Source organism: Legionella sheltonii, assembly GCF_026191355.1.
Taxonomy (GTDB): domain Bacteria; phylum Pseudomonadota; class Gammaproteobacteria; order Legionellales; family Legionellaceae; genus Legionella; species Legionella sheltonii.
The window spans coordinates 92,858-114,982 of sequence record NZ_JAPHOQ010000005.1 but is presented as its reverse complement, the minus strand read 5'-3'; the positions used below and the strand labels follow the sequence as shown (position 1 = coordinate 114,982).

The window sequence follows — 22,125 nt, the reverse complement described above, 5'->3', positions numbered from 1 at the left end:
CCGTTACCTGCCATGTTCTCATCGATGATTTTTGCGGACATCGCTTGAGCTTCGGCTCAACTTTCCTTGAATACAAACGTGTTATGAAACTTTGGGGCCAAGGTCCAGCCTGCGTCTATTCTATTGCAAATGGAAGCGGCTGTTATCTTAAAAAGAAGTAAAAAATAATGGTTACAATGATGGATAAAACAAGGTATAAAAATTTACCAAGATGCATTTCACTTAAAAGATTTTTCGCTTTTTCCCAATAATCGATTAGATCAATGATAAACGAGCCGCAAAACCATAAATAGATGGGGCGTTGCCAAAATGGTTTATCTAAAAAACCGCCTAAAACAAATAATTGTTTTTTACATAAACTGCAATAATAAACGGCTTGGTCCGTAGTGATTAATCTTTTTTCCCAACACACCGTCGGTTCCATACGCTGTCGGCAAAACTTACACTGGATTTTCATATTATTAAGATTTTAATACGATATGGACAATATTTTACCATAAAAAAAGGGGCAGAACATTAAATAAGTAGCCTGGCTGCAAGAGCCTAAGATGGTGGAAAACATTCTTTATTGTAAAATAACCTACTTACCTAACTCTTTTCATTAAGTACAAACCCAATAAAGCAAAAATAAAAGTAGGCCCTAAAGCAGCTAATTCTGGCGGTAATTGAAATACGGTACTCAGTGGACCAAAAAAACGGCTAAAAATATGAAAACTAAATCCTACTGCCGCACCAACCAACAATTTTGAGCCCATAGTCGTTGAACGCAAAGGACCAAAAATGAATGGGATGGAAAGGATCATCATCACCATAGTCGTAAATGGTTGAATAATCCGTTGAAGAAAAGCAAACTGATAATTATGTACATTTTGATGATTTCGCTTTTGCTCTCTTATATAACGATTCAGTTCTTGTAAGGTCATTTCATCCGGTTCAATACTGCTGATTGTCAAAATTTTTGGTTTTACAGATACATCCCAGGGAAGAGAGGCAAATGTCTGTGCTTTGGTTTTATCTGCTTCAAAATCGGTTTGCTGTACATTATATGCAATCCAACCTGTAGGGGTATAGCGAGCTTCGGCAATAAAACGAGACATTTTTAAATGATGATGACTATCAAAACGAAATTGATAAATATTGTTTAAAATATTATTAGGGAGGATTAAACCTACTGAAATAAAGTCATTGCCATACCGCAACCAAGATCCCTTTGAGGTTCTCAATGTTTGTCCGCCACTGACTGCAGCAGTCTTATAATCATTGGCATAATGCGATAAGTATGGAACTACAGTTTCTCCTAATGCAGTAACCAACACAATCAGTACGATGGAGGCCTTTAAAACCGCCATAGTAATCTGCCCTATAGACATTCCTGATGCCCGCATGACCACCAACTCACTATGATTGGCCAAAATTCCTAGCCCAATCAAGCAGCCGAGAAGGCTTGCCATAGGAAAAAATAAATAGACTTGGTAGGGCATTTGCAATAAAACAAAAAATGCAGCTTGCGTAATCCCATAATCCACCCGGCCTAAATCATTTAATTGGTCGACAAATAAAATGAAAATTTGTAGCCCTACGAGCATGAGCGTCACTAAGCCAATTGAGCCAAGAACAGTTTTCGCAATATAGCGATCTAATATTTTCATCATGCCAATTTCGCCTGATTACGCCCGATTAAGAACAAACCGAAGGCAACTACGATAAGATGTACCCACCATAAACCGATCCATTGAGGCATTTTTCCAGAAACCATTGCATCACGGGCAATAAATAACAAATTAGCATATAAAATATAAATGATGATTGCGGGGAATAATTTAGCATATTTCCCTGAACGTGGATTGATACGACTCAACGGAACAGCGATTAAAGTCAAAGTAAATACCATAATGGGTACAGACAAACGCCATTGCAACTCTGCTACCTTAGCAGGATCTTCATTGTTGAAAGGGAGTAAACTGGTCGTACTCATTGTCCGTAGATCTTCCGATGTATTGACAACAGGATGGGGCAAGCGGGCTTTATACTGCCCAAATTCTGCGACTTGATAATCCGCCTGTCCTGGAATTCCTTGATATTCTTTGCCTTTTTGCAGAATGATATAGTCCTCTCCTGTTTTTGCATCAGTTTCTGCAAAAGCTTGATCCGCCCATAAGATATCCCAACGAATTTGATTATTGACCGAACTACGTTTTGCCAAAAATACTTGTTCCGCTTTGGTATGATCACGACTCATCGATTGAACATAAAACACTTCTTGACCTTCATTAATCGCATGAAAACGTCCAGGCATAATCGTTTGGACCAAAGTTTTTATCCCTGTAGTTCGCAACAACTTCGCTCGTTCAATATAAATTAAAGGACTTCCCCAAATCATAATTACAGCCACAATAATCCCTACGACAGTCGCCATAATAAAACTGTGTTTTAATAACTGATTTGGCCCATAACCACAGGCACGCAATACGGTCATCTCACTCTCAGCATACAAACGACCGTATGCGAGCAACATGGCAATATAAAAACCTAATGGAACCAATAGACTCAATAAAGTGGGTAGTTCAAGCATCATTAGCTTCATAATAATGACACCTGGGATATTTCCGGAGGCTGCGCGATTGAGGTATTGAATAAGTTGGTTACTCAAAAAAATTAATACGAGTATGGAGGTGAGCGCAATTAAAGTGAGAAACACTTCTTTGGCTAAATAACGAAAAATAATCACCCAATGCCCCTATTTTAATAACCTTTTCTAATTTTTTTTCTAACCTTAAAACATTGTATCCTCTTGCAGGAAACTAAAAAAGTCTTTTCTAACCGTACTTTGGAACAATAGTTTATTGCGTTTCATAAATTGTAATTTAATTGATTGGCTAATAAATTTATATAAAGATCATTTGTTAACCATAACATCCATTAAGCCTATTGAGGGTAATTTAGTGGAAAGTACAGAAAAAGGATTTAAATAATGTTCCAAAACAAGAAATTAACGCGTTATCAACGGAAAAGAGACTTTAGGAAAACCCAAGAACCTAAAGAGAACGCTACAAAGAAGAGTAATGAGCCCTGCTTTGTCATTCTAATGGATGATGTCAGTCCTTTGCATTATGATTTTGTGCACCAATTAATAATGAGAACATCACCTCTTGGAGTCAATCACTATGGAAATTGAAGGCATTGATATAGCTCATGCTGATAAATTACTTTATCCAGATGACAAGATTTCAAAAAAAGAGGTTGTAGACTATTTTTATAAAATCGCAGAACATCTTTTGCCTTTTGTGCGAAATAGGCCAATATCATTTAAACGATACCCAAATGGTATTAATGAGTCTGGCTTTTATAGTAAACATCGTCCTGATTATTTTCCTGATTTCATTGAAGAATTTACTGTACCTCGAATACAAAAGGATTTAAGCATGAAAATGGCAGGTATCCGCTCTAAAAAGGCTTTGGTTTATCTGGCCGCACAAAATATTCTAGAGTTTCATATTTCACTGTCCACTATGTCTGCGATTGACAAACCGGATCAAATTATTTTTGATTTGGATCCCCAAGATAATGATTTTGAAAAAATTCGAGAAACTGCTTTCGCCTTAAAAAAGATTTTAGATGAGTATCAACTCACCTCCTTTGTCAAAACCTCTGGTTCTCGGGGCCTGCAGATTCCACTGATGCCGATCAAAGATTCCATTCCATCGCGATCATAGATTCCATTTGATACCGATCACTGATTCCATTCGATGGCGATCAAACCGGAGCAAAGCGACGCTTTTTTAAAGTTTATGACTTATCCTCCAGATTATCTAATTTTGTAGTTATTTTTTTTCGCATTGACTCACCTTTCATATCAATTCGATGAGAGTTATGAACAAGTCTATCCAAGATAGCATCCCCCAATGTCAAATCACCAATAACCTCATGCCAGAGCTTAACAGGTAGTTGGCTAGTCACAATGGTTGAGGACTGATTGTGCCTGTCATCCATAATTTCAAGTAAATCACGGCGTTGCTCATCATTCATCGGAGCCAAACCCCAATCATCCAATATAAGGAGTTGGATTTTTTCTAATGAAGCAAGTAATTTAGGGAAACTCCCATCACCTCGGGCTAATTCAAGTGCCTGAAATAGTCTTGGTAAACGTAAATAACGTGCCGTAAAATTATTACGACACGCTTGATTAGCTAAAGCACATGCAAGCCACGTTTTACCGGTACCCGTGGGACCGGTGATCAGTAGATTTTGTTTTCGCCCAACCCAATAACAATCAGCAAGTTGCTTTATTACCGCCCTTGAGATTCCCCTTGAAACCGAGTAATCAATATCCTCTAAACACGCATTGGCTTTGAGTCTGGCTTGCCGCAATCGAGTGCTTAACTTGCGATTTCCACGTACAATACACTCTCGCTCTACTAGTAAACTAAATCGTTCATCAAAAGATAATTGATGAATATCAGATTGCTGCATCTGCTCTTGTAATGCCTCAATCATGCCGTGGCAGCGTAATTCTCTTAACTGTTCGAACAATGGCTGTGTTAACATAACAATATCTCCCTGAGTCTGTTAATGATAGTAATTTGCACCACGAACATTCTCATGGTGATTAGTTATATCAGCAGCCGCACTCGTGCTGGCAGGCTTTGATAGCGGCTGCTTATCCAACCCATTCTTTAAAATGGACTCAATATTTTTATATCGAACTGCACCAATATGAAGCCCTCTAATCGCTGCATTTTCTAAACGCTCTTTTCCATATTTTTTACTCATGCGAAGAATACCAAGACATGCGCGATAACCTTGCTGTGGTATTTTGTGCAAACTAATGACTTCATCAATTAATTGAGCTGTATGTGGCCCAATACTTTGTGCCCATCGATGTAATCGTTCAGGTGTCCATGAAACATAATCCTGATGGGCTTTTGGCATATGTTCATTCTGTGTGGTATGACCTGGCTTAAATGAACGTTGATGCAGCGCGATACGTTTATTATTTAAAAAACATTCAATCGTTCGGTCTCCAATTCGAACATCAATGAATTCCCCAAGATAACGCCATGGAATACTGTAATGATGTTTCTCAATGGTCACATGATAATCAATTCCAGCTTTAGCACGTTTCCAATAAGCAAATTGATAACGATGAATGGGTAATGATTTTAATGCAGGCCTATCAATTTCTAAAAACTGGGAATAACGAGAGCCAGATAACTGTTGAAATGGACGCTCATTATAAGCTTGCAATAAGGGGGCTATTGCTGAATTAATCTCAGAAATATTAAAGAAAGTACAATCTCGCAATCGAGCTAAAATCCATCGTTGAATACCCTGTACACCCACTTCAACTTTGGCTTTATCTTTCGGGGATCGTACTCGAGCAGGAATAACAGCGACATTATAATAGTTGGCCATTTCTTGATAAGTCATGTTGGTATCGGGGTCGTAGAGATGGGGTTGTGTAACTCCTGACTTGAGATTGTCAGGAACGATGCTGGTGGTAACGCCACCAAAAAATTCGAATGCCCGAATATGCGCAGCTATCCAATGACGTAAGCTCTGGCTTTCTGCTGCTTCAATAAACGTATAGTTCGAAGCACCAAGCACTGCTACAAAGATTTCTGCTTTGTGTAGTGCGCCTGTGTCTTTATCAACCCATGGAACAGTGAGTCCAGAATAATCTACGAATAACTTTTCACCGGCATGATGGGTAATACGCATGCTTGGATTCAGTTTACACGAGAAATCTCGATACATCTCACAAAAACGACTGTATCCGTATCCATCAGGATATTGGCTGCGATACTCATACCATAGCAATAATAAGGTCACGCCCTTGCGTTTTAGCTCTCGATGAACCCATGATAAATCAGGGGTAGGTCTATTAAGTTTTTTGGGATTAGACTCTTGGGGAAATAAGCGAGCATAAAGTTCAGCGTCACTCATCGACACAGGCAATGGCCACGACACGTCAAACATTTTGGCACGTGATAAATAGCTACTCACTGTGCTAGCACTAATATCAACACTTGCTGCAATTTCTCTATTGTTCAAGCCACCTTCATATCGCAGCTTTAAAACTTCTCTTATTTTACGCATCGATAGCTTCTCCGTTGGCATTTCTACTTTCCTTCTGTTTGACCAAACAAAAGGATAAAACGGTTATCGTGCGTCGCTCAATATGCTTACGTATTGCTCATTCTTGATCGGCTTAGAATGGAATCTTTGATCGGCATCAAATGGAATTCGTGATCGGCATCACTGGAATCTGTGATCGGGATGGAGTGGAATATGCAGGGCCTACATATTCATCTGCCCATTAAAGCCCATTATCAGTTCGATCGCGTTAAAGAAATTTCAAAAAAAATAGCTGAAAAGCTGCATCAACACAAACCTCAAATAACCACTTTAGAACAAAGAAAAGATAAACGGGGCAATAAAGTATTCATCGATTTCCTCCGAAATGATTATGCCATGACTGCCATTGCACCCTATTCCTTACGCGCAATAAAAGGAGCGCCTATAGCAACCCCTCTTGAATGGAAGGAGCTAGATGATCCTGCCTTACATCCACAATCTTATCATTTAGGTAATATATTTCAGCGCTTGGAGCATAAAGAGAACCCCTGGAAGAATTTCAATAAATATAATCGACGTATAGAATTACACGCTCTATTTAACTGATGTACATTATTTGTAGAATCCGATACTCAAAGGCAATTTGATTATATAAAGTCATCACTATTAATCATAGCGGGGGGCAAGTAGAGCCATTCCTGTAGCGCTTGAATTGGGATGGAATAAATAGTTCAAAAATAAAAAAGCAGTTCAAGCTTAATGGCTTCAACTGCTTTCAAATAAGATATTTAATTAATGCTTTACTTCAGTAGCTTTTTTAGCTTCTTGGACGAAACCTAACATTGCTTTCTCAAGAATTTGAAACGATTTTTGCATGTAATCTAAACCTTTTTTTCCATTTTCAACAGCTAGATTAATTTGCTTTTCTAATAATTCTTCAGGCCTTTTAATATTAGAAAGTTCCTCAGGTTTCAGATAATTCAAACTTTGCAGCGTTTTCACGTTCAATTCAGCCATTGCTTGAAAAGGTTCTTGAAGTTTTTTAGCCGCTTCCGTCCATCTTTCAAAATTTTGTTGACTCATGATATTCTCCACTATGTTGCATCGCACAATTTAATATTAGTCTATTGATGACAAATTTGTCAATGGGTTAAGTAAATATTTTTTTGCAATGCACCATAAAAATCAACAATAGAATGCCTTGATCATCACACCAGTAATAACATTTTAACTTTTAAATATACTCTGCCATTGTTGCATCATCTTTTGCATTTGTTGATTCCAATTTTCAGTTGCCTGAAGATAAGGATTATTTTGCAATGGTTTTTCCATAACTTGGAACATTTGTTCCATCATTTGTTTTAAAGAAGCATGCATCGGATGATTTGCCAGAGCAATGATCTGCCGCAAAATATCGGAAGATAAAAATTGAGTTGAACCTGCTTCCATCTCCACAATAATTTGCAACAAGATGGAGTTCGTTAAATCGTTCCCTGTTAGCGAATCCTCTACTTTAAATTGCATACCCTCCACAACATAACGCTGTAAGTCTTCAAGGGTTATATACTGACTTGTCTCAGTATCATAAAGTCGACGGTTTTTGTATTTTTTAATTAATCGAGTCATAGTCTTCTCTTAATATTTAGGTGAGTTTAAGATATAAAAATCTCACCTTATTCTTTACAGCCTTTCAGTTAAGGGAAATTTCCTTTCTTCCTATCCCGCCATCCCCAGTGCAGTGAGGGATCTCCATCATAATCCTGTACTACAACTCGAGATCTCGCAATGCACGGGGCTGACAGTAGCAGAGTAGCGGATCTTTTATTAAATAAAAGAGTTTTAATACATATGAAGGCCGCCATTGACGCTGAGATTAGCTCCTGTAATATATCGACTCTTCTCGCTAATTAAAAACTCTACAGCCCAGGCAATTTCTTGTGTTTGCGCCAAACGCTTTGCCGGAATTTGAGCAATAATCGAATCCAGAATATCGGGTCTTATGCCTTTCATTAAGCGAGTATCCACATACCCAGGCGATAGACTATTGACAGTGATGTTCTTACTCATTAATTCCTGAGCCAAACTTTTAGTAAAACCGTAAACACCCGCTTTTGATGCAGCATAATTTGCTTGCGAAAATTGTCCTTTTTGGGCATTTACTGAAGAAACATTAACAATTCGTCCTGATTCATGTTCTCTCATGTTTTCAACAACATGACGAGTTACATTAAACATACCATCAAGATTTACCGTTAATACTTCATCCCATTGCTTCTTGGTCATTTTAGTAAATACAGCATCGCGAGTGATACCCGCGTTATTAATTAACACATCAATATTACCAAACTGTTCAATAATGGAAGAAATAACCTCCCCGCATTGATCAAAATCCGTTACATCCATATGTCGAAAATAAATATTTTTATATCCTTCATCCATAAGCTCTTTTTGCCATGCTTTGCCATCTTCTTCTGTAATTAAATCAAGAGCAAAAACATGTTTGTAAGATGAATTCAATTCTTTCGCAATTGCTGTGCCTATATCCCCAGTACCACCAGTAATCAAAACGATATTATTATGTTGCATGAGATTCTCTATAAGTTAGAAGTTTGAGAATAAAACAACTACAATGGCCAGATTTTTAATAGCAAACCGTAGCGCATTTACATATATTGCCCACCATTCACATCCAAATTCGCGCCAGTAATAAATCCACTGTCTGGAGATGCTAAAAAAGCAACTGCATCAGCAACCTCTTTTGAATGTCCCAAACGACCAACAGGAATACTTGAAATAATAGACTTTAATACCTCTTCTTTTAAAGAAGCAAGCATGGGTGTTTCTATATAGCCAGGAGAAACCGTATTCACGGTTATGCCTTTATTTGCTACTTCTAATGCCAGGCTTTTGCTAAAACCATACAAAGCAGACTTAGTAGAAGCATAGTTACATTGCCCGAATTGGCCTTTTCGGCCATTAATTGAAGAAATGCTGATGATGCGACCATAACCCTTCTCGATCATGACTGGAATTACATTGCGGGTCATATTAAATACGCTAGTCAAATTCGCATCGATCACATTTTGCCATTGTTCTGGAGTCATTTTCCGTAAACTACAATCCTGAGTAATGCCCGCATTGTTAACCAGGACATCAACACGGCCATAACGCTCCATGATTAAAGACATTATTTTTTCACAATCTGCAAATTGCGCGATATCCCCATAAACGATATCAATATCATAGCCTAGCTTTTTTTGCTCTTCTTGCCATTGCTTCGCTTCTTCATGGTTTCCATGCTTGAAATAACACGCGACTACTTGAAAATCGGCAGCTAAACGTTGACAAATGGTTGTGCCGATACCACCAGTTCCACCAGTAACTATTGCTACACCTTTCATCATAACCAACTCCCTGTTATTGCGATAATAAACTACTACTATAGAAAATCGAGACTAAAAGTCAAATATCCTCTTCACTGCCATTAAGCTTCATATCTATGTAAAATGGCCATTCCCCCGTAGGTTGGAATCCATCTCTATCAGCAAAGCCAATTCAGGGATGAAACTTCCTTCTAAGCGGGAATGACCATATTCCTTAACCTAATGCAGCCCACTCATCTCCTCTCCGTGAGATGAGCAGTTGAGCGAATTAAAAAATTATAAAAGAATTACCTATATACCGGTACATATCCTTTTAGCTGTTGCGCAAATTGTCTCAATACTTCTAGGCCTGATTCTTCTGCTTGTCTACACCATTGTTGCAATGCTTCGATTAACTCTTTTTGCGTAGATGCAGTTTTTAACCAAATATTTTGAAGTGACTGTTTATGGGCGTAAACGACACGTAATTGTTCACGGGCTTCAAGCAAATTCGATAAACGCATTTTAGCTTTTGAGTTCAACAGACGATTTTCCCGACGCAATAAACTTCCAGCGCGCGCAAAGAGTTTTTTGCCTTCTTTATTTTCAATGCTGTTATTTTTTTCTTGCTTGAGTATCGGTCGAATCACACTTTTATAATAATTAGACATCACCTGAAAGCGATTTCCAATCACTGCCTTTACGGTATCTAAATCGACTTGCAGCTTGCCCTCGTCCATAGCCAATTTAGGTGGTAACTTTTTCACTTTGGCAAGACCTAAAAAGGAAAGGATACGGATATACATCCAACCTATATCAAACTCCCACCATTTAATAGAAAACTTTGCTGAAGAAGCAAACGTATGATGATTGTTATGCAACTCTTCGCCACCGATCCAAAAACCCCAAGGGAAAATATTTCTTGCAGCATCAAGGCATTCAAAATTTCTATACCCCCAATGATGGCCGATCCCATTAATTACTCCAGCTGCATGAAATGGAATCCACATCATTTGAATTGCCCAAATAGTGATTCCAGGGACACCAAATAAAAATAAATCAATAAGCAGCATAAGTACAATTCCCTTGGCAGAATGAGGGGAATAAACTTTTCGCTCAAGCCAGTCTTTAGGGGTACCATGAGAATATTTGGCGACCATTTCTTTATCTTTACGAGCTGCTTTGTAGAGTTCAGCTCCTTCCCAAAATACTTTTTTAATGCCAAAAACTACCGGGCTGTGAGGATCACCCTCGACGTCTGATGATGCATGATGTTTACGATGTATAGCAACCCAATCTGCTGTAACCATTCCCGTAGTTAACCACAACCAAAAACGAAAAAAATGACTGATAATAGGATGCAGTGTCAGCGCGCGGTGGGTTTGATTGCGATGAAGATATATTGTTACCGCCGCGATAGTAATTTGCGTGAAAATCAACGTTGCAATCACATATCCCCAAAAAGACAGGTTTAAATAACCAAAAACCATAATAGCTCCACTTCAAATGCAAAAATGCAAAAATGCAAATTAAGAAAAAACTCATCCTTTAGTTGGATACCTCTTGTAAGAACTCCAGAAAATCCTTATCTCATAATAAGGATATCACAATTTTACTCTTTCCGTTGCAACATTTCATTATGTAGCCGATAATTAATAATGAATAAACTATGGAATCAAGCAATGAACGATAAATTCCCTCTGGGAAAAATCTTTGAAAATTTGGTGCCTTTTATCATAGCGGGTTGTGCTATCGCCCTATTTTTTGGTTTATTATTTATGTTCTCCTACGTTTTAGTTTGGGGAATTATTATAGGGGCTATCCTATGGCTTGTTGCCACAATAAAACAATACCTGTTCCCAAGCAGCTCGACTAAAACAGAAGTGATTAAAAAAAATCAGGGCCGCATCATTGAGCATGACGATAAAAAATAATGCCTGAATTACCTGAGGTTGAAACGACTAAAGAAGGAATTAAACCCCATATTGAAGGTCACACAATTCAAGAAGTTATGGTTCGTAATCCCAAACTCCGAATCCCCGTGCCTGATAATTTGGCTTCGTTTTGTGTCGGTAAAAAAATAATCGCCGTTACCCGTAGAGCGAAGTATATCCTGCTGCAGCTCTCAACAGGACATCTTTTAATTCATCTCGGCATGTCGGGGCATTTACGCATTGTTTCGGCTCAGAGCAAACCCAAAAAACACGATCACATTATGTTGATGCTAAACAATGGTCTGGTATTACGGTTTTGTGATCCCAGACGTTTTGGTTTATTTCTTTATATCCAGGAAAACCCATACCAACATCAATTGCTTGCACATTTGGGCCCTGAACCTCTTTCGGACGAATTTAATGGTTTTTATTTATTTCAGAGAGCCCAAAATAAAAATAAACCCGTTAAATCATTGATTATGGATAATGACATTGTGGTAGGAGTTGGCAATATTTATGCATCAGAAAGTCTATTTTTAGCGAATATACATCCGAATACTCCTGCAAAAATGCTTTCAGAAGAAATGTGTGACAGACTCACTACACAGATTAAAGAAGTGCTAAAACAAGCCATCATCTCGGGGGGAACAACCTTGCGCGATTTTTATGCTTTTGATGGCAAACCCGGTTATTTCAGTATATCACTCAAAGTATATGGCCGAAAAAATCAACCTTGTTTGCGCTGCCACCACCCTATTGAATCGGTGATAATTGCCGGACGTAATTCTTTTTTCTGCCCTACATGTCAAAATTAATTTTTTAAATGCTCGAACGTGGGTAAGTAACAAAAAGATCGCCAATGTTTTTGATATTCATGGTGTCTTTCCAGATGAATGCTTGTTAAGGAGGAACGTAAGATTTAGTACCAGTGAATTCCTCACCCAGGACCGGAAGTATATTTTTTTGCTAAATAGGCTAAACTTTCTATATTGAATCGACATTTCTAACGTGAATGAGACTCTTTAAAAACTATCTGGGCATTCGTATGAACTTGCGCTATATTACCGCTACTTTACTTAACTCTAACACTAATGAAAATCAATCAATTACGAACCGCATTTGTTCTTTGTAATATAATATTTTATACAGCAGTAACCAGTACGCGCTGTATTTTTAAATATTTTTTTAGCACCATAAATCGAAAATGGACAGATAAGGCGATCCATCATTGGGTTGATCAATTGCTCAATGCAGTACAAGTAGAATATAAAGTAATCAATCCTTTTAATGTCCAGCCACAAGAAGGAAGGGCTACAATTCTGATGTGCAATCATTCGAGTGCCTACGATATTCCACTTGCATTTAAGGCCTTTCCAAATCACTCCATTCGCATGCTCTCTAAAAAAGAACTCGCAAAAGTTCCCTTAATGGGTAAAGCAATGGTAGCTGCAGAATTTCCTTTTATAGATAGGAAAAATAAATATCAAGCCATCAAAGACTTGGCCTATGCACAACAGCTCATGGAGAGTGGGATCATTATGTGGATTGCCCCTGAAGGAACTCGGTCCAAAGATGGAAAACTTGGGTCGTTTAAAAAAGGGGGCTTTATCACTGCAATTCAATCCAAAGCAACCATTATTCCTATAGGAATACGTGGTGCTAATAATATTTTACCCGCACGAACCTTTAATTTTCATCTGAAACAAAAGGCAGAAATACATATAGGCAAACCAATCGATGCCTCACAATTCACCATCGAAAATAAAGAACAATTGATTCAACAAACTTATTCAGTAATCAAAGAACTGGTTGGAGAAGATCAGCCTAGACAATAAAGTAGTAGCCACAAGTAAAAATCTAGAGAAAAAGACAGATTTGAGTGCCCAATATGGCTTTTTCGGTTAGAAGCGTGCTCCATGCCCATATCCGCTTGGAGCATTCACTATAGATGCAGCTAATCCAATAGCTCTCGGATCGGATGCCGCGGTAAGGATGTTCGTTTGCTTATCCCAGGTAATCGCTTGCATATCACCATAGTATCGTTCTAATGGCATTAAATGATACCCCATGGCTTTTAATGCTTCTTGAATCGCCGGCGGAAAAGTATCCGGTTCAAACTGCAGTACATCAGGTAAATACTGATGATGAAAGCGCATTGCTGAAACCATACTAATTGCACCGTACCCATCGTGGAATACTAATGCTGCAATTAAAACCATAGTAGGAATACGACTGCCTCCCGGAGTCCCCAAAATGGCAACACGCTCTGGTAATTCAAGGAAGGTAGGTGTCATGCTGGATAATGGTCTTTTGCCGGGAGCGATGGCATTTTTATCGCCGCCAACAATACCAAAAACATTTTCCTCGCCAACTTTAGTAGAAAAATCATCCATTTCATCATTTAGCAAAACACCGGTACCATCGGCTACAACACTGGAGCCAAAAATATAATTTATCGACATCGTTGCAGAAACCCGATTACCATCGGCATCAATAATAGAGATATGCGTAGTATTAGTAGTCTCAGGTTGCATTGCGGACTGTTTTTTTACCTGTCCACGTAAAACGGTACTAGGAAGTGCTTTATGTGGTGGGATTAAGGTACCTAACTTTTTCGCATTCTCTGCAGAAATTAAATTCCCAATAGGAATAGTCACAAAATCAGGATCGCCCAAAAATTGCTCGCGCTGCCAATAGGCCAAACGCATGGACTCTACCAAGTGATGTATCCATTGAATTTTTGAGAAGGAGGACAAAGGGTAGTGAGACAATATATTGAGCATGGTCAATAACGCAACACCACCTGCTGAAGGTGGGGGTGCCGTTATAATTAACATGTTATGATAGGCACCAATTAATGGTTCTCTTACTTTGATTTTATATTTAGCTAAATCCTCAAGGGTCCAAATTCCTCCCGCAGCATTAACCCCCTTAACCAAACGTTCTGCAACTGCTCCAGTATAAAAGCCGTCTTCGCCCTTCTCGGCGATTAACTTTAAAGTATTTGCCAAATCCGTTTGAATTAATTGCTCCCCAATGCGATAAGGACGTCCTTTGTTCAGGAAAATTTTAGCTGTAGAAGGGTATTTCTTAATTTGCTCCAGTCGGTCTTCGTTGTTCAGCAATGAGCTTAATTGCTTATCAACCTCAAAGCCCTCTTGTGCTAACTTAATTGCAGGAGCAAGCGATTGTGCTAAAGGTAATCGTCCATAATTTTTGGCAATGTAGACCAATGCGGCTGGCTCCCCAGGGATTGCTGCAGCTAATCCTCCATTTAAGGATAGTCCGGGTATCACATGCCCATCAGCTCCCAAAAACATGTCTGCCTTTGCGGCTTGAGGTGCAACCTCTCGTCCATCAATAAAGATGTTTTTATGCTGATTTTCTTGATGCAGTAACCAAAATCCTCCTCCACCCAGTCCTGAATGGTATGGTTCAACAACTGCTAATGCTGCAGATACAGCAATTGCTGCATCAAAAGCATTTCCACCATCTGCTAAAATTTCGAGTCCGGCATTAGTTGCTAACGGATTTGCACTGGCTACTGCATAACCAGGAGGACGGGAGTTATTTTGCTGGGCAAGCGCATTAGTAGGAAAATAGAGAAAATTGATGCCACTCGTAATCAGGAAAAAGCCTTTGGATAGTCTTCTAAGTCCCATGTTCATGTTGCCTCTTTTGGAGTTCTCTGACGACACAAGAAGGAACGAACTGAGAAATATCTCCTTTCAGAAGCGCAATTTCACGTACTAGAGTAGAAGAAATATACATAAAATTTTCTGAGGGGGTTAAAAAAATGGTTTCTATTTGTTTGGATAATTTTCGATTCATTCCAGCCAATTGAAATTCATATTCAAAATCAGACACTGCGCGCAAACCGCGTAAAACAACCCCTGCATTTTGCTCTAATGCAAAATCAATTAACAGGTTATCAAACCCAAGTACACGTACTCCAGGTAAATGGGCAATTGCCTCTTCTACAAGTTCAATTCGTGTCACTAGTGGCAAAAAAGGACGTTTCGCTTTATTGCTTGCTACGGCAACAATAATTTCAGGAAAAATCGTAGCCGCACGACTAATAATATCAACATGTCCATTCGTAACGGGATCAAAAGTTCCAGGATAAATTGCTTTTAATTTCATAATGATTAAGACTAATTGCATATGCGAACAGTCTAGCGTATTGTTAATTGAAAAACTACATAAAAGGACTTGAGGTGACCAATGAATAATATAAAACGATTAATAATAATGATAACCCCCTTTTTGCTAACTGCCTGTGCTCCTCCGCGACCTGCAGCAGAATTACCCGAAAATAAAGTCATGCCTGTAGAACAACGCAAAGCAAAAACAGAGACTGTTTCCTCATGGGAACTTCGTGGGGCCATGGCAGCAAAAAATAAAAACAAAGGATGGTCTGCTGCCATGAATTGGAGACAAGAAGGACCCAGTGCTTATCAAATCCGACTTATGGGCCCATTAGGTAGCGGGACAGTCCTTATTGACAAAAAAGGCAATACAATTACCTACCAAGATGGACCCAAAAAGATCAGCTCACATAATGCGGACGAATTATTAGTAGAGCAAACAGGAATTCGTCTTCCGGTAAACAACCTTTATTATTGGGTGCGAGGTCTGCCTGCACCAGGACCTGTTCAAACTGAACACCGAGATAAGTACAATCACCTAGTCGCACTAGAACAAAATGGTTATACCATCAATTTCACCAAATATACTTCCGTTAAAGGCATTGATTTACCAAGTATGATTCGTCTTGAAGGCAATGGGGTTATGGTTAAAGTAGTAATTCAAAATTGGACTATTTAAATCCCAGTTAGAATTGAGTAAAAGCAAGATTTAGAACGTCAGATTTTTCTAAATCTTGCTTTTAAATGATTCGTTTTTACCACATATGATATTCTTGCTCTAATGTCAACTCCTGCTTCCATTTAAAAATATAAAAAATTATTGATTTCAAAGTTGACATGTTTCCAAAAGCACTGCAAAATACGCAACACATTTGCAGGGATGAACGCAATTTTATAATGGATGATTGTAAGAATCTGCAAATTTAGGGGTGTCGCCAAGCGGTAAGGCACAGGGTTTTGATCCCTGCATACCTAGGTTCGAATCCTAGCACCCCTGCCACATTCTTGTTGATTCAAGTAAACAGACAGCAGAAGATAACCTAGAAGGATGCGTTCTTGTAATGCTCAAATAATAATAATATCTTTTTGGCTGTCTTCTGCTATGTGTTTAAGTTAAATGATTAAACCTAAATCTAAAGGCTTTTTACACATGTCCACAATGATGATTTTTGCCGGAAATGCAAATCCGGAATTAGCTCAACAAATTTCTTCTCATCTGCAAATACCTATTGGCCAGGCTACTGTTGGTACTTTTAGCGATGGGGAAACAATGATTGAAATTCTTGAAAATGTTCGTGGTCGGGACGTTTTTATAATTCAATCAACTTGTGCACCAGCTAGTAATAACCTCATGGAACTTTTGACCATGGCTGATGCGCTACGAAGATCTTCTGCTGCTCGAATCACCGCTGTAGTTCCTTATTTTGGTTATGCACGACAAGATCGACGAGTACGCTCTGCACGTGTGCCTATTACAGCAAAAGTCGTTGCTGATATGATGGCTTCAGTAGGAATTTGTCGGGTCCTTACAGTAGACCTTCATGCAGACCAGATTCAAGGCTTTTTCTATATGCCTGTAGATAACGTTTATGCAACTCCGATACTTCTCGAAGACATAACAAAACAGAATCTAAAAAGCATTATGGTCGTTTCCCCCGATGTGGGGGGTGTTGTCAGAGCTCGAGCAGTAGCGAAGCGTCTTGATCATGCTGAGTTATGTATCATAGACAAGCGCCGCAGTGGTCCTAATAAATCCGAAGTAATGCATATTATTGGTGAGCCAAAGAATAAAGACTGCATTATTGTCGATGATATTGTTGATACTGCAGGAACTCTCTGCTCTGCTGCCCATGAGCTTAAGAAAAATGGCGCTCATACTGTCAGAGCTTATATAACACACCCCGTTTTATCTGGCCCAGCAATCAATAATATTAAAAATTCTGGACTCGATGAAATTGTAGTTACCGATACGATTCCCTTATCTGATGAAGCTCGGAAATGCGAAAAAATTCGCGTTGTTAGTTTATCAGACATGCTCGCACAGGCGATTAAAAGGGTGAATATTGAAGAGTCTGTAAGCTCAATGTTTGCTGAGTAACTGTACCCTTATTACTTGCTACACGTTCTGCAAATTGTAGGTTGGATCTTGGGCAACAAAAAGCTCCAAAATGTTTTTATGTTGGGCCAAGGCCCAACCTACATTTTATTTCTTTCGCCTATCCACTTAAGTGTCTAATTTTTCTTTGCGCAATGTGATGAAGATTCCTGAGATTGAAGGCAGGGATTTTTGACCTATCCTGCATTAGTATACTTCATAAATTTACATTAAAAAAAAGGAGCTCGTTAGCTCCTCTTCTTCAATTCAATGTTCCGTTAGTCTCGAGTACCAACATATTTATCATCGAAATATCGACGCAACTTAGTTCTCAAAGTACCACGGCTAATCCCCAGCATAATTGCTGCACGTGACTGATTGTACTTGCAATGCTCCATCACTGCGCGAAACAAAGGTGTTTCAATCTCTTCAAGTACAAATTGGTATAAGTCAACAGGATCAGTTCCCTTAAGCTCTGAAAAATATTTTTGCACTGAAAGAGTTACGCTTTCGGCCAGAGAAGCGGTGTTATCCACTACTTCGTTACTGATTGTTGTCATTATTATTAGCTCCTCCTTTTAAAAACAGTATATTACCGAAACAAGCCCATTGAGACAAGGGCAGAACAGAAAAAACTGCATTAAAAATCAATATATAATGTTCATTCACAGCGCAAGGAGTTCTTATAAGGAGTGAGTTGATTTTTACGAACTACTCCTTACAAAATTACTCCAATTGCATCTTAAAATTTCATCATTGAAGGGTCATATGGTTTGCCATTAATTGTAAATTTACCCTGGTCCAAACTCGCTTCAATCACAAAATCAGTTCCTTGAACTGTAATTAAGCCACTTTGCTGTAATGCATTTATTTGTTTGTTGGTTTGCATTTCAGCGAGTTGCTCAACTGATGGAGATGGCTGATTTGTTTGAGCGGCTGTTTGGTTCGCTTGCAATTGTTGTGTTAAGGTTTGTTGCAATTCAGGCTTTTTGGCGATTTGTTGAATCACTGATTGCTTCATAATCTCTTTTACAGCTTCTGCAGGAACTTGTAATTTCGCTTTACCCTGAATTTTTTGCATCATTTCAAATGGGTTAGCATTATCACCCTTTGGCAAAGTGACAAAAAGATTACCTTCAATCTGCCCCTGGGGAATCTTTAGGCTCAGTTTAGAGATTTCAAATTCCGCACCCTTATTAAATAATTTGGGTAGCTCAGGAAGCAGCGCAAGCATTGCTTGTTGGCGTTGCATGTCATTGCCGTTTTGCATCGCCGTTGTTTGCTGATTAATTTTAGCCAACACATCGGCATCAAGGTTTCTTAAAGCAACTTCCAAATCTCCTGGACCATAATTTTGGCCATTTGCTAATAGAGATTTTAGAGTCACATTAAAATTAGTATTAAAAAGATGCTGCTCGATATCACTGTCTGACTTAATTACTAGATCGACAATCTCAAACATTTTTTGATCTTTAACTAACACAATAAAAGAGGGCAGGATGAAGTTTGCATCTCCAAGATACAGTCCGGCAGGTGTTTCATGCAAATCATAATCGCTGGATACTTTACTTAAAGTAATTTTGGTATCATCTTTGGTAGCATTTAAGCCATCCAATTTGATTTTCCCTTCAACCTTTCCCATACCAGAAGACATGGTGGTACTTGAGTCCATACCCAACCATTCAAAGTTACCAGTACCATCTTTGGCAATTAATTTAAAGTTAGGTACTTTGAAATCAACGGTGCTTTCATTTAAGTAATTCACGAAAATACTTAAATCCAACTGTGGCTTAACTGAGTCTTTAGAGAATTGAGCATCAAATTGTTCATTATATTGCGATGGAAACGGGAAAACTGTTTCAGCATAGCCCAACCCAAAGCGCAAACGATTATTTGCAAAAATAACTGGACCATGATGGATTGTTAGTGGCATCTCCGAATTAAAATCTTGGGCAGGAAGAGTTTGAGGTTGTCCATTTGCATCTTTAACAACGCGTTCTGGAATATGTAAGCGCCATTTAATTTTGGCTTCAGAACTAAATAATCCTTTATGGTATTGCTCAATTTCAGCAAATAACCCATTAGATTGGTCAATTACTTCTACATTCTTTCTGATTGTTTTTTCAGTAAGAACCCCCATGCCATAATATCCGCCTAGAATTAGAACGGCCAGGATAATTACTAATCCTGTAAATTTTTTCATTCTGTTCTCCATGTTATTAATTCGCAAGCAGCAAAACTGCAGCTCAAAGTATAACAGCAAATAACATCGGAGTGCGATAAGCTTATAAAAAAACAGCAATAACTATTTTTTATATCAACTGATCTTTTGTTCCAATTTTTTTGATGAACAGAACTTGACGTCATCCCGCCGTGTACCGCGGGATGACAAAGTAATTGAATAATATTCGGGTGGACAATAATCCCTAAAAAATACCTACAGGTTTAGGCATGATTTTTGGGCTTACAATAAGTTTCCTTAACTGTAAAAGCTAAAATGAGTGCGATAATGGAGCAAAGAGGAAGTATCCTTAAGCCCGCTTGGAAATCAGAGAGTAATAAAGTTTCAACATTATAAGCACGAGCACCTGAAACCATATCGACCAATCGTCCAACCAAAGGCTGCAATAGAGCACCTACAAAGATTGATATCATATTGGTAAATGCAATAGAAGTTCCGACCACACTTCTGTCATGTATCTCAGTTGAAACCGCATAGGCAATGGCAACACCCGTATTTGTTACCCCGAAAAAGAAGAAGAGTATATATGCTGATGTTTGGCTTAGATTAGGACTAAATACATAGAGAGAGGTAAGAATGACACCAAAAATTGCTGAAAGTATCATCAAAGGCTTACGACGCCCCATCTTATCTGAAAGCCAACCGGATAAAGGACCGCTAATCCCCCAACCAATAAATATTAATCCTGTAGCAAAAGCAGCAGCATGAGCACCAAGCCCCCTTCCAAATTGTAAATATGCAGGGCCAATTGCCTCACCAATCACCGCGGTTGGGCCAAATAAAAATCCGGCATATAACGCATTGAGCCATGTTTGTCTGCACGATAATACAATTTTTAAGCTCTGGAGAATGCTGAGCTGATTCACAGAGTGGACTTCACTACGATGCTCTCCAGGCTTATCTTGTACAAATTGATACAATAAAGCGGCCAGTGCGATAAATAGAAAAGCAATAATCAGCATACTGTGACGCCAACCCACATTAGTCACTAAAAATGAAACAGGCGCTTCACCAGCAGCAGCCCCGAGCATTCCTAATGCCTGAGTTAAACCTGCTAATAAACCCAACATGGTAGGTGGAAACCATGATGTCGCTAATCTTAATGAACAGATAAAAGCAAATGCTGCACTGAAACCTATAAGCATTCTGCCTATTGAAGCCATAAACAAACCATCTGCCAGACCAAAAACACAACATCCGAACGCGGTAACTAATGACATTACTGTAAGTAGCCAACGGATACTTAATCGGTCTACCGTGAGGCCTACAGGGATTTGCATTAAAATATAAGGGACATAAAATGAGGCGGTTATTATGCCAAAGCCCGCTTCATTAATCCCAAAATCCATTTGCAAGTATCGATGCATTACGCCGGGTGCAACACGAGCCATATAATCAGAAAAATAGAACGCAGCAGCCAACCCCCATACTAACCAAGCAAATCCTAAATATTTTTTTTGGTTATAAATCTCTACTCTAGACTCATGTATTTTGTTCATAAACTCTCTACACTAATAAAAATCCTAATTAGTTTTGTTCGATTGAAAAGGTACTAACTGGTAGACACATCAAAAAACAAACCTCCAGGATAGAGTTTGTTAACATTCCATTTACATTCCGAGTTCACTAGTACATCGTTAACGGTATGAAATAGAATCAAACCCTAATATACTTATCCAAAAAATGAGCAATAATTCTGCAAAACAAAACCTACATTATACTGGTGTTGTCATTTATTTCAACACATAGTTTGATTTCATTTTCATAGGTATAGAAAATGGTTATAATTTACAAACATAATGTACCTCGTTGCACACGAATGTCACAATCTGATCTTAATATTACTAAGGCTCAAAATGAATGCTCTGAATCATGCAATAAAAGAAGCGCTTAATGCTGCTGGAAATAACAAAGAAGCGAATAAAGCCTATCTTGAGTTTATTAAAGCGAATTTTATTATACCCATTGAAAAAAATTCAGACGAAAATCAACCTAAGGTATTGTTTTTAGAAGATGGAGAACACGTTTTTCTTCCTGTGTTTTCTGAAATGAGTTATCTTGATGCATGGGCTGTTGATATAGCTACTGACATAAACCTGCTTAAATTATCCGGTGTCGATTTACTTAAAGGACTTGGTGAGAATGTAACCGTATGTCTTAATATCGGTAGCGATATATATAAAGAATTCAATCCATCGGAAACAGCGCGAATGCGCTCCATGGTATTAAAATTTTTCAAGGATTAAAATATCTACCCAAGAAACTGGCT

The 22,125-nt window shown here is 38.5% G+C and carries 24 protein-coding genes and 1 tRNA gene; 10 read left to right on the top strand and 15 right to left on the bottom strand.

Translation table 11 applies throughout. The features are described from left to right. Positions 1 to 142: 142 nt before the first annotated feature. The 3 genes from OQJ26_RS06985 to lptF form a co-directional block, all read right to left on the bottom strand. Positions 143 to 412 carry a hypothetical protein gene (locus OQJ26_RS06985; RefSeq protein ID WP_265703162.1) on the bottom strand — a complete coding sequence of 90 codons (270 nt, stop codon included), beginning with the start codon at positions 410 to 412 and terminating at the stop codon, positions 143 to 145. A 172-nt stretch (positions 413 to 584) separates the two neighbouring features. Next, the gene (gene lptG / locus OQJ26_RS06980; protein ID WP_265703264.1) at positions 585 to 1,649 is read right to left on the bottom strand and encodes an LPS export ABC transporter permease LptG; all 1,065 of its coding nucleotides are present in this window, start codon (positions 1,647 to 1,649) and stop codon (positions 585 to 587) included. Next, positions 1,649 to 2,728: an LPS export ABC transporter permease LptF gene (gene lptF, locus OQJ26_RS06975; RefSeq protein WP_265703161.1), complete on the bottom strand. Its 1,080-nt coding sequence runs from the start codon at positions 2,726 to 2,728 to the stop codon at positions 1,649 to 1,651. Before lptF ends, lptG begins: the two co-directional genes overlap by 1 nt. 243 nt (positions 2,729 to 2,971) lie before the next feature. Here lptF and OQJ26_RS06970 point away from each other — a divergent pair, with 243 nt between their 5' ends. Both OQJ26_RS06970 and ligD (OQJ26_RS06965) read left to right on the top strand, forming a co-directional pair. Continuing rightward, positions 2,972 to 3,175: a hypothetical protein gene (locus tag OQJ26_RS06970; protein ID WP_265703160.1), complete on the top strand. Its 204-nt coding sequence runs from the start codon at positions 2,972 to 2,974 to the stop codon at positions 3,173 to 3,175. Then, positions 3,165 to 3,713: a non-homologous end-joining DNA ligase LigD gene (ligD, locus tag OQJ26_RS06965; RefSeq protein WP_265703159.1), complete on the top strand. Its 549-nt coding sequence runs from the start codon at positions 3,165 to 3,167 to the stop codon at positions 3,711 to 3,713. Before OQJ26_RS06970 ends, ligD (OQJ26_RS06965) begins: the two co-directional genes overlap by 11 nt. Positions 3,714 to 3,786: 73 nt before the next feature. On the opposite strand, the gene istB is transcribed toward ligD (OQJ26_RS06965), so the two are convergent. Together istB and istA are read right to left on the bottom strand one after the other, a co-directional pair. After that, positions 3,787 to 4,545 carry an IS21-like element helper ATPase IstB gene (gene istB / locus OQJ26_RS06960; RefSeq protein ID WP_265703158.1) on the bottom strand — a complete coding sequence of 253 codons (759 nt, stop codon included), beginning with the start codon at positions 4,543 to 4,545 and terminating at the stop codon, positions 3,787 to 3,789. 21 nt (positions 4,546 to 4,566) lie between these two features. Next, complete coding sequence (gene istA, locus OQJ26_RS06955; protein ID WP_265703157.1) at positions 4,567 to 6,117, bottom strand: IS21 family transposase; 1,551 nt, start codon at positions 6,115 to 6,117, stop codon at positions 4,567 to 4,569. Positions 6,118 to 6,288: 171 nt separating this feature from the next. Between istA and ligD (OQJ26_RS06950) the strand changes: the two genes are divergently transcribed. After that, positions 6,289 to 6,681, top strand: coding sequence for a non-homologous end-joining DNA ligase LigD (gene ligD / locus OQJ26_RS06950; protein WP_265703156.1), 393 nt, complete (start codon positions 6,289 to 6,291; stop codon positions 6,679 to 6,681). Between the two features lie 186 nt (positions 6,682 to 6,867). On the opposite strand, the gene OQJ26_RS06945 is transcribed toward ligD (OQJ26_RS06950), so the two are convergent. The 5 genes from OQJ26_RS06945 to OQJ26_RS06925 form a co-directional block, all read right to left on the bottom strand. Next, the gene (locus tag OQJ26_RS06945; protein WP_265703155.1) at positions 6,868 to 7,158 is read right to left on the bottom strand and encodes a phasin family protein; all 291 of its coding nucleotides are present in this window, start codon (positions 7,156 to 7,158) and stop codon (positions 6,868 to 6,870) included. A gap of 144 nt (positions 7,159 to 7,302) precedes the next feature. Continuing rightward, positions 7,303 to 7,701, bottom strand: coding sequence for a polyhydroxyalkanoate synthesis regulator DNA-binding domain-containing protein (locus OQJ26_RS06940; protein ID WP_265703154.1), 399 nt, complete (start codon positions 7,699 to 7,701; stop codon positions 7,303 to 7,305). 213 nt (positions 7,702 to 7,914) lie between these two features. Beyond that, positions 7,915 to 8,661, bottom strand: a complete 747-nt coding sequence (gene phbB / locus OQJ26_RS06935; RefSeq protein ID WP_265703153.1) for an acetoacetyl-CoA reductase — start codon at positions 8,659 to 8,661, stop codon at positions 7,915 to 7,917. 77 nt (positions 8,662 to 8,738) lie between these two features. Beyond that, the gene (gene phbB / locus OQJ26_RS06930) at positions 8,739 to 9,479 is read right to left on the bottom strand and encodes an acetoacetyl-CoA reductase (protein WP_265703152.1); all 741 of its coding nucleotides are present in this window, start codon (positions 9,477 to 9,479) and stop codon (positions 8,739 to 8,741) included. A 266-nt stretch (positions 9,480 to 9,745) separates the two neighbouring features. Beyond that, positions 9,746 to 10,927 (bottom strand): DesA family fatty acid desaturase, encoded by a 1,182-nt coding sequence (locus OQJ26_RS06925; protein ID WP_265703151.1) that lies wholly within the window; start codon positions 10,925 to 10,927, stop codon positions 9,746 to 9,748. Between the two features lie 192 nt (positions 10,928 to 11,119). On the opposite strand from OQJ26_RS06925, the gene OQJ26_RS06920 reads away from it, so the two are divergent. From OQJ26_RS06920 to OQJ26_RS06910, 3 genes are all read left to right on the top strand, one after another. Then, positions 11,120 to 11,371, top strand: a complete 252-nt coding sequence (locus tag OQJ26_RS06920) for a hypothetical protein (RefSeq protein WP_265703150.1) — start codon at positions 11,120 to 11,122, stop codon at positions 11,369 to 11,371. After that, positions 11,371 to 12,186: a bifunctional DNA-formamidopyrimidine glycosylase/DNA-(apurinic or apyrimidinic site) lyase gene (gene mutM, locus OQJ26_RS06915; protein ID WP_265703149.1), complete on the top strand. Its 816-nt coding sequence runs from the start codon at positions 11,371 to 11,373 to the stop codon at positions 12,184 to 12,186. Before OQJ26_RS06920 ends, mutM begins: the two co-directional genes overlap by 1 nt. A 276-nt stretch (positions 12,187 to 12,462) precedes the next feature. Then, positions 12,463 to 13,206 (top strand): lysophospholipid acyltransferase family protein, encoded by a 744-nt coding sequence (locus tag OQJ26_RS06910; RefSeq protein WP_265703148.1) that lies wholly within the window; start codon positions 12,463 to 12,465, stop codon positions 13,204 to 13,206. Positions 13,207 to 13,272: 66 nt separating this feature from the next. On the opposite strand, the gene ggt is transcribed toward OQJ26_RS06910, so the two are convergent. Next, the gene (ggt, locus tag OQJ26_RS06905) at positions 13,273 to 15,039 is read right to left on the bottom strand and encodes a gamma-glutamyltransferase (protein ID WP_416209948.1); all 1,767 of its coding nucleotides are present in this window, start codon (positions 15,037 to 15,039) and stop codon (positions 13,273 to 13,275) included. Beyond that, entirely contained in the window at positions 15,023 to 15,535 is a 513-nt protein-coding gene (coaD, locus tag OQJ26_RS06900) for a pantetheine-phosphate adenylyltransferase (protein WP_265703147.1), read from the bottom strand. The genes ggt and coaD overlap by 17 nt, the downstream gene beginning before the upstream one ends. A 60-nt stretch (positions 15,536 to 15,595) precedes the next feature. On the opposite strand from coaD, the gene lolB reads away from it, so the two are divergent. The 3 genes from lolB to OQJ26_RS06885 all read left to right on the top strand — a co-directional run bounded on the left by lolB (position 15,596) and on the right by OQJ26_RS06885 (position 17,617). Beyond that, the gene (gene lolB, locus OQJ26_RS06895) at positions 15,596 to 16,198 is read left to right on the top strand and encodes a lipoprotein insertase outer membrane protein LolB (protein WP_265703146.1); all 603 of its coding nucleotides are present in this window, start codon (positions 15,596 to 15,598) and stop codon (positions 16,196 to 16,198) included. 246 nt (positions 16,199 to 16,444) lie between these two features. Further along, positions 16,445 to 16,519 (top strand) — tRNA-Gln (locus OQJ26_RS06890). 150 nt (positions 16,520 to 16,669) lie between these two features. Next, positions 16,670 to 17,617 carry a ribose-phosphate pyrophosphokinase gene (locus OQJ26_RS06885; protein WP_265703145.1) on the top strand — a complete coding sequence of 316 codons (948 nt, stop codon included), beginning with the start codon at positions 16,670 to 16,672 and terminating at the stop codon, positions 17,615 to 17,617. A gap of 275 nt (positions 17,618 to 17,892) precedes the next feature. On the opposite strand, the gene OQJ26_RS06880 is transcribed toward OQJ26_RS06885, so the two are convergent. The 3 genes from OQJ26_RS06880 to OQJ26_RS06870 form a co-directional block, all read right to left on the bottom strand. Then, positions 17,893 to 18,174, bottom strand: a complete 282-nt coding sequence (locus tag OQJ26_RS06880; protein ID WP_003633193.1) for a helix-turn-helix domain-containing protein — start codon at positions 18,172 to 18,174, stop codon at positions 17,893 to 17,895. A gap of 182 nt (positions 18,175 to 18,356) precedes the next feature. Beyond that, entirely contained in the window at positions 18,357 to 19,817 is a 1,461-nt protein-coding gene (locus tag OQJ26_RS06875; protein WP_265703144.1) for a YdgA family protein, read from the bottom strand. 242 nt (positions 19,818 to 20,059) lie between these two features. Further along, the gene (locus OQJ26_RS06870) at positions 20,060 to 21,355 is read right to left on the bottom strand and encodes an MFS transporter (protein WP_265703143.1); all 1,296 of its coding nucleotides are present in this window, start codon (positions 21,353 to 21,355) and stop codon (positions 20,060 to 20,062) included. 357 nt (positions 21,356 to 21,712) lie between these two features. Between OQJ26_RS06870 and OQJ26_RS06865 the strand changes: the two genes are divergently transcribed. Further along, the gene (locus OQJ26_RS06865; protein WP_265703142.1) at positions 21,713 to 22,102 is read left to right on the top strand and encodes an SseB family protein; all 390 of its coding nucleotides are present in this window, start codon (positions 21,713 to 21,715) and stop codon (positions 22,100 to 22,102) included. Positions 22,103 to 22,125: the final 23 nt, after the last annotated feature.

Coding starts and splice junctions, on each gene's coding strand:
- ligD (WP_265703156.1), top strand. CDS start 6,289: ATGCAGGGCCTACATATTCATCTGCCCATTAAAGCCCATTATCAGTTC.
- lptG (WP_265703264.1), bottom strand. CDS start 1,649: ATGAAAATATTAGATCGCTATATTGCGAAAACTGTTCTTGGCTCAATT.
- lolB (WP_265703146.1), top strand. CDS start 15,596: ATGAATAATATAAAACGATTAATAATAATGATAACCCCCTTTTTGCTA.
- istA (WP_265703157.1), bottom strand. CDS start 6,117: ATGCCAACGGAGAAGCTATCGATGCGTAAAATAAGAGAAGTTTTAAAG.
- OQJ26_RS06865 (WP_265703142.1), top strand. CDS start 21,713: ATGAATGCTCTGAATCATGCAATAAAAGAAGCGCTTAATGCTGCTGGA.
- OQJ26_RS06940 (WP_265703154.1), bottom strand. CDS start 7,701: ATGACTCGATTAATTAAAAAATACAAAAACCGTCGACTTTATGATACT.
- ligD (WP_265703159.1), top strand. CDS start 3,165: ATGGAAATTGAAGGCATTGATATAGCTCATGCTGATAAATTACTTTAT.
- mutM (WP_265703149.1), top strand. CDS start 11,371: ATGCCTGAATTACCTGAGGTTGAAACGACTAAAGAAGGAATTAAACCC.
- OQJ26_RS06880 (WP_003633193.1), bottom strand. CDS start 18,174: ATGACAACAATCAGTAACGAAGTAGTGGATAACACCGCTTCTCTGGCC.
- OQJ26_RS06970 (WP_265703160.1), top strand. CDS start 2,972: ATGTTCCAAAACAAGAAATTAACGCGTTATCAACGGAAAAGAGACTTT.
- OQJ26_RS06945 (WP_265703155.1), bottom strand. CDS start 7,158: ATGAGTCAACAAAATTTTGAAAGATGGACGGAAGCGGCTAAAAAACTT.
- OQJ26_RS06920 (WP_265703150.1), top strand. CDS start 11,120: ATGAACGATAAATTCCCTCTGGGAAAAATCTTTGAAAATTTGGTGCCT.
- phbB (WP_265703152.1), bottom strand. CDS start 9,479: ATGATGAAAGGTGTAGCAATAGTTACTGGTGGAACTGGTGGTATCGGC.
- ggt (WP_416209948.1), bottom strand. CDS start 15,039: ATGAACATGGGACTTAGAAGACTATCCAAAGGCTTTTTCCTGATTACG.
- OQJ26_RS06870 (WP_265703143.1), bottom strand. CDS start 21,355: ATGAACAAAATACATGAGTCTAGAGTAGAGATTTATAACCAAAAAAAA.
- phbB (WP_265703153.1), bottom strand. CDS start 8,661: ATGCAACATAATAATATCGTTTTGATTACTGGTGGTACTGGGGATATA.
- coaD (WP_265703147.1), bottom strand. CDS start 15,535: ATGCAATTAGTCTTAATCATTATGAAATTAAAAGCAATTTATCCTGGA.
- OQJ26_RS06875 (WP_265703144.1), bottom strand. CDS start 19,817: ATGAAAAAATTTACAGGATTAGTAATTATCCTGGCCGTTCTAATTCTA.
- OQJ26_RS06910 (WP_265703148.1), top strand. CDS start 12,463: ATGAAAATCAATCAATTACGAACCGCATTTGTTCTTTGTAATATAATA.
- OQJ26_RS06925 (WP_265703151.1), bottom strand. CDS start 10,927: ATGGTTTTTGGTTATTTAAACCTGTCTTTTTGGGGATATGTGATTGCA.
- OQJ26_RS06885 (WP_265703145.1), top strand. CDS start 16,670: ATGTCCACAATGATGATTTTTGCCGGAAATGCAAATCCGGAATTAGCT.
- istB (WP_265703158.1), bottom strand. CDS start 4,545: ATGTTAACACAGCCATTGTTCGAACAGTTAAGAGAATTACGCTGCCAC.